Genomic DNA, 6576 nt, shown 5'->3' on the forward strand with positions numbered 1-6576 from the left:
CCACTGATGGAAGTTTCACTTTATAAGAGAAATTCATCTTGCAAAAATAATAAATAGTCTGTAAGTAGTACTGTATACGATATGGCAGAATGTTGATATAATTTAAAATATAGGTAATAGTAAAATGTTTTTATTTCATAAAAGGAACATACATTATAAGTTATTTAATGAAAACAGGCTTTGAATGGAAGTGTTATTATGATTAAGAGAAGGATTTTAATCTATAGTCTATTAATTATTATATTTACAAGTGTTGTAATATTAACTATCGCAAACTATCAATCTACAAAAAAATATGTATTGACCTCAGTAGAAAGAGAAACGAAAGAGCTTCTTTCGAATTTTTCGGCTGAAGCAAAGAGATTTTCAAACGAGCGTATAGTAGAGCTTGAATTGATGGCGGAATATATAGTTTTATCTGTACATAATGAAGAAGAGCTTGTTCAATTTTTACATAAACAGAATAGTAAAATGCCGTTTTTTACCGGTCTTGGTTTTATTAACCCGGAAGGAGAAATAACCGCCTCAGATGGTCAGCAGTTTCCGGTAAAGGAAAAGGAGTCTTTCGAACGAGCGCTTAATGGTGAAGTAATGTTTAGTGATATATTTACTCTACATCAAGATTCAACGAAGAAAGTGACAGCGATTTCTGTACCTGTTAGAAAAAATGGAGAAATCATCGGAGTGCTTTCCGGTGTAGTTAATATGGAAGATATAATAGGGGAGCTTTTTGCGGAAACGAGTTTACCTGGTAGTGTATTTTTATTAAAGGATGATGAAGTAGTTTTTTCACCATCAAAAGATAAGAGCTTTCAAGAAATTGTTCCAGATGTAGAAAGCCTGTTAAATGAAATAAGTAATAATGACAATGGCAGCATATTGATTGATAAAAAATTGGAACATTATATTATGTATGAACACGCGTGGGATGATTGGGTAGTTGTTGTTGACTCAGGGTCCAATCCTGATACTGGAACGATTTCTGATACTTTTTGGAGAAATACATTGTTTGTAGCCGTTGCGCTTTTAGTAATTTTTATTGTGCTCTTCTATGTACGTCAGCTGGAAAAAAGAGAAAAGAATATGAGAAAACGAGATTTACTCACAGGTTTAGGTAATAGAGTACAGCTCGAGGAAGATTTAGCATTGAAGCTTCAAGCAGGACATAAAATGACTCTTTACTTTATTGACTTAGACCGCTTTAAGGAGATTAATGAAAGAATTGGCTATCAGGCAGGAGACCAGATTTTATTTGCGGTAAGCAGGAAGCTGAAGCAATTTGCCGATAAAGACTATCTGTACAGAATAGGCGGAGATGAATTTGTCTTTATAGCTAATTCTAAATCAGAACAGGAAGAAAAAGAGATTGCTTCTGAGATTGTGAGAATGATGGAAAATCCCCTTCAGGTAAGTGGAGAAGGATCTATTTGGATTACCTCAAGTGTTGGAGTGCGTTCCTCTACGAATAAAGATCAAGTAGATATTATGATGCAAGATGCCACTTTTGCAGTCCAAGAGGCAAAAAAGAAGGGTGGACATCAGTTTGTCTACTTTACTGAACAATTAGCGGCTTTAAATGAAAATCAGAGACTTTTAGTGAATAATTTGAACAGTGCGCTTGAGAAGGGAGAATTCTATTTAGTTTATCAGCCTATTTACGGTTTTTCTTCTGAATCAGTTGTCAGTTTTGAAACATTGCTTCGATGGAAGTCACCGATCTTGGGAGAGGTAGGTCCAGTAAAGTTTATTTCTTTATTAGAAGAAAATGATTCTATTATTGCAGTCGGACGATGGTTAATTAGGGAAGTTGCACTCCAGGTGAAGCATTGGGAGAATGAAGGATATAAAGATATTGTAGTTACATTAAATGTTTCAGTGAAACAGCTTTTACATCCGAATTTTTTACATGATGTATGCTCTATTATACGTGAGACTAATGTGCGTCCGGAAATGCTCGTATTTGAAATTACCGAGTCAATGGTTATTCAAAATATAGAGCTCGCGACACAGACATTATTATCCCTTAATGATCTCGGTATCCAAATAGCGCTTGATGATTTTGGAACGGGCTATTCTTCCTTATCTATATTGAAAATGCTGCCGATCCAATATTTAAAAGTCGACCGTACCTTCGTAAAAGAGGTGGAGAGCGATGGCGGTGTATCACATACGATTTTGAAAGGAATTATTGATATTGCAAACGGTCTTCAATTAAAGACTGTAATGGAAGGTGTGGAAACGATTGAACAGCTCACTCTTTTGAAAAAAATGGGTGCTCACAGGATACAGGGGTATTTCATTAGTAAGCCGGTATTGCCTGAAATTGCAATTGAATTTGTACATAATGATAGACTGATAGAGGATTAATTATTTAAGATGCTGGGAAGGTTGTCCCGCTAATATATAGATCAAAAAATTTAAGTTTTGCTTGATCTATATATTAGTCGAGAGGCAACCTTCTGCCCATTTTATTATTTTTGTTAATGAAATTTGAAATATCATTTGATAAAACAGCTGCCTCCCATGGATACCAGTAAAACGTTGTCCCATCAAATTGCATGCTGTATTTATGGGCAATTGGATCGTCGGTATAGAAGACTATTTCATAATGTTCGGGGTCTCCATTTCTCATATTAGGTTGGAAATCTGGTTTATTTTCGCTCTTCTTTAAAATATGAAGAAGCTGATTTATCTCTTCCAAGCTTGTTAATTCTTTTATCTTTTTATTCTCTCCAGAAAGAGTAGTATGGTAAATTTCTACTCTCTTTACTTTTTCCATCGGTATATTTTTAAAATACCACTCGTCCTCCATTTTATCTCTTGCGAAATAAATGCGGTATTCATTAATTTCATGAGGTTCTTTTACAGCTATTAGATACTGCTTATCTTTTACTCTGTAAATTTCTGTTCCTTTTTCATGGAATGCCGCATCACCGTTTTTGATTTTATACCCGGGATTGGAAATATTGTCTGCCACTTTAAAATTTACTTTTCCAACCTTTTCGCTAATATATTTCTCGTCTGCTATTACACCGTTATAAACAACATTATATTCTGTGTTCTCCAGTTTAATGAAATCCACCCAATCAATGGTTGTATGACTTTCTGTAGGGCCTGTTTGACACCCTGATAGAAGTAACAATAATAAGATAGATATATTGAATCTTACCAATTAATCACCTCCTTATTTGATTTGACGGTCATTGCTCTTCTTTTGTTTCAATAAATACAAGAGACTGTCCCTCCATTATGTCACTTGGTCCATGGGCCCAGCGTCCGGCTGCCCTTTAATTTTCTGACGATAAATTACATAACGTATAGGTATCTTCTTATTTTGGAAAAATTCCCTTAGAAAATTGATTGGTAACAAGATATTTTTTTGCACTGTGATCATTCGTTGATTTTATTAAGTTTCAACGTATTATATTAAAGAAGAATTTCACTGTGTATGTTCTTAATAGGGTATTTCTATGTTAATATAATAAAAAGGGCAATTTAACCATTGCAACCTTGACGAGAAATGACTATACTTCTAATATTAATTAAATACTCCCATTTACCGATGGGATAGAGGCTGCGGTTTATAATAGTAAAATGAACGAGGTGCAATGACGCTTTAGACTTCATTTGAAAGGATAGGCTGCCGAAGTTTGGATAAATCATTGTTGATCCATGCTGGTAATGTTTCCGAACAGGGACATTACTGTCACGTTTTTTTTACAACGTGGAGAACTATCTTCGGAAGGATTAAACGAGCTTATAAAACAGCCGTCGATCTTTTTCGATGGCTGTTTTTTATTTGTCTTAATATTTATTACAGATAAAAACGGGTAAAATCCTTAATCATATAGAAGATTTATTTTAGAAGAAGGAGTGTAAAAATTGGAAAACACATCCCGATCAGTAGAGTCTGATCAAAATCAATTAAAAAGAAAATTAAAGGCACGCCACCTTATCATGATCTCCCTTGGAGGATCAATTGGGACGGGTATATTTTTAGCAAGCGGCGGAGCGATACATAAAGCAGGACCGGGAGGGGCATTAGTCGCTTATGCAGCTATCGGCATTATGGTCTACTTCTTAATGACAAGTCTTGCGGAGATGGCTGCTTATATGCCGGTAGCAGGCTCATTTAAAGTATATGCAACGAAATTTGTGGACCCGGCATTTGGTTTTGCGATCGGTTGGAATTATTGGTATAACTGGGCAATTACTATTGCTGCAGAACTTGCTGCGGTCGTACTTATTATGAAATTCTGGTTTCCAGACAGCCCATCCTTTATTTGGAGCGGTATTGCCCTTTTAATCATGTTTGGTTTCAATTATTTATCCGTCAAAGGATTTGGTGAAGCGGAGTTTTGGTTCGCCCTTATTAAAGTAGTAACAGTTATTATCTTTATTGTTACCGGATTTTTCATGATTTTTGGTATTATGGGCGGTGAATCGATCGGTTTTACAAACTTTACGATAGAAGATGCCCCTTTTAATGGAGGATTCTTTGCAATCCTCGGAGTGTTTATGGCAGCTGGTTTCTCCTTCCAAGGAACGGAACTGCTCGGAGTAGCGGCCGGTGAAAGTGAAAACCCTGAAAAATCTATTCCAAATGCGATTAACTCAGTATTTTGGAGAATACTCCTTTTTTACATTTTAGCTATTTTTGTTATCGGTATGGTTCTACCGTATACAGATGAACGTCTGTTAAGTGATGCAATTGCAGTAAGTCCGTTCACCCTTATTTTTGAACGGGCAGGACTTGCTTTTGCAGCATCTGTTATGAATGCAATTATTTTAACATCTGTTCTTTCTGCTGGTAACTCTGGAATGTATGCATCGACTCGTATGCTCTGGGATTTGGCACGCGACGGTAAAGCCCCGAAATTTTTAGGAAAGCTGGATAAAAGAGGGGTACCGGTTAATGCATTAATTGCGACAACTTTAGTCGGCTCTCTTGCATTTTTAACTACCTTTTTCGGAGACGGTGTCGTTTATGTATGGTTATTAAATGCTTCTGGTATGGCGGGATTTGTAACATGGCTTGGTATTGCAATTAGCCACTATCGTTTCCGAAGGGCTTATATTGCTCAAGGAGGCGATATGGATGATCTTCCGTATCGTGCAAAATGGTTCCCGATTGGACCGTTACTTGCATTATTTTTATGTCTTTTCATTATAGTAGGCCAAAACTTTGAATCTTTTCTAGAAAATAAAGTTGATTGGAATACATTAATTGTGACTTATATTGGTTTACCTCTTTTTCTTATTGTCTGGCTCAGTTATAAAATAAAATATAAAACAAAATTGATTCCGCTAAAAGAATGTGACTTTGAAAAAGAGAAAAATTAAAATATTTGACACCTGATTGTTACATTTATCAGGTGTCATTTTTTATTAATTGACAATGATAATCGTTATCATTTAAGATATTAGTAAGTTACTAGCCTATATTAACTAATAAGAGAATTGAAAAAAAGAAATAAAAGGAGAATAAAGATGTCTCAAAATTTCATTGTAATGAAGCCATTTGCACACCAGATTGATTGCTTTTGTCCAGATAGCATTCATGCAGAATTATTAACAATTAATAAGCAAGATATTATAAAAATGACGAATGAATGTAAATTTGTAGATAATAACGGATGGTATTCCTTAATTATTATCAATGATGAATCTTCATTTTATATTGCCAATGAAGATTTAGATATGTATGTTAAACAAGAAAAAATTATTTCTGTTTTAGATATAGAGCTCAAAATAAACTATTTGAAATTTTCCATTAATCAATCTCTTGATAAACATGATAAAGTATCATTTTTAAAATTTACAAAAGAATTGAATGATTTAAGAGTATTTAACACTATTCTGAATACAATGTGAAAAATGGAGCAAGGAATAGGAATGGATGAATAATACATATAAGATGTTGCAAACTTGATTGATTTAATATAAGAAAAAAGGATAGACAAGGCTTAGCGATTTTAAAGTGTTATAATGTTAGAAATTTTCCATTTCTGTTATGATTCTATTGACTATAAAAAATTAAGCAAATTTAAAATAGGGAGTGGAGAGACATAACTAGAAAACAATATTTACAGGCAGCTATTGACTTAGCTTTAGAAAATACAAGAGAGGGAAAAGCACAGCCATTTGGAGCTGTTATCGTAAAGGACGGACAAGTAATTGCGACCGGTGTGAATGAAATTTTCTCCACGAATGATCCGACCGCACATGCAGAAATTCAAGCGATCCGAAAGGCGTGTGAAAAAATCGGGAGTTATTTGCTAAAAGACTGTGAGCTTTATGCGAGCAGCCAGCCATGTCCTTTATGTATGGAAGCAATATCATGGGCGGAAATAAAGAAAGTTTATTATGCAGCTTCTTTTGAAGAAGCTGCAGAGGCAGGATTTAATCCGAGAGCTGATTATGAGAGTGTGGCGGAACGGATAGATATGGAAGGTGCACAAAAAGAACCGCTTAGCTTATGGACGAAATTAAAGAGATAAATACACTGGATTCTAGGAACTTGGAATATTTTCTAAGTTCTCTTTTGTTTTTTATCCCAGCCTTAACGGGCAGTAA

At 34.9% G+C, this 6576-nt stretch carries 5 protein-coding genes and 1 riboswitch; of the genes, 4 read left to right on the forward strand and 1 reads right to left on the reverse strand.

The genetic code is table 11. The features are described 5' to 3' along the window. Positions 1-198: 198 nt before the first annotated feature. Positions 199-2367 (forward strand): bifunctional diguanylate cyclase/phosphodiesterase, encoded by a 2169-nt coding sequence (locus BFA01S_RS20380; RefSeq protein WP_066235277.1) that lies wholly within the window; start codon positions 199-201, stop codon positions 2365-2367. 73 nt (positions 2368-2440) lie between these two features. On the opposite strand, the gene BFA01S_RS20385 is transcribed toward BFA01S_RS20380, so the two are convergent. Then, positions 2441-3172, reverse strand: a complete 732-nt coding sequence (locus BFA01S_RS20385; protein WP_066235280.1) for a hypothetical protein — start codon at positions 3170-3172, stop codon at positions 2441-2443. A 388-nt stretch (positions 3173-3560) separates the two neighbouring features. After that, a riboswitch (Lysine riboswitch) is annotated at positions 3561-3743 on the forward strand. Positions 3744-3882: 139 nt separating this feature from the next. Here BFA01S_RS20385 and BFA01S_RS20390 point away from each other — a divergent pair. The 3 genes from BFA01S_RS20390 to BFA01S_RS20400 all read left to right on the forward strand — a co-directional run bounded on the left by BFA01S_RS20390 (position 3883) and on the right by BFA01S_RS20400 (position 6500). Further along, positions 3883-5343 (forward strand): amino acid permease, encoded by a 1461-nt coding sequence (locus tag BFA01S_RS20390; RefSeq protein ID WP_066235282.1) that lies wholly within the window; start codon positions 3883-3885, stop codon positions 5341-5343. Positions 5344-5490: 147 nt separating this feature from the next. After that, positions 5491-5874 (forward strand): IDEAL domain-containing protein, encoded by a 384-nt coding sequence (locus tag BFA01S_RS20395; RefSeq protein ID WP_066235284.1) that lies wholly within the window; start codon positions 5491-5493, stop codon positions 5872-5874. A 194-nt stretch (positions 5875-6068) separates the two neighbouring features. After that, positions 6069-6500, forward strand: a complete 432-nt coding sequence (locus BFA01S_RS20400; protein ID WP_082800108.1) for a nucleoside deaminase — start codon at positions 6069-6071, stop codon at positions 6498-6500. The last annotated feature ends 76 nt before the right edge of the window (positions 6501-6576 follow it).

Source organism: Metabacillus fastidiosus NBRC 101226 (genome assembly GCF_001591625.1).
In the GTDB taxonomy this organism is placed as follows: domain Bacteria; phylum Bacillota; class Bacilli; order Bacillales; family Bacillaceae; genus Metabacillus; species Metabacillus fastidiosus.

What these genes read in the sequence shown, in the direction of transcription:
- BFA01S_RS20380 (WP_066235277.1), top strand. Translation starts at nt 199, where the DNA reads ATGATTAAGAGAAGGATTTTAATCTATAGTCTATTAATTATTATATTT.
- BFA01S_RS20395 (WP_066235284.1), top strand. Translation starts at nt 5,491, where the DNA reads ATGTCTCAAAATTTCATTGTAATGAAGCCATTTGCACACCAGATTGAT.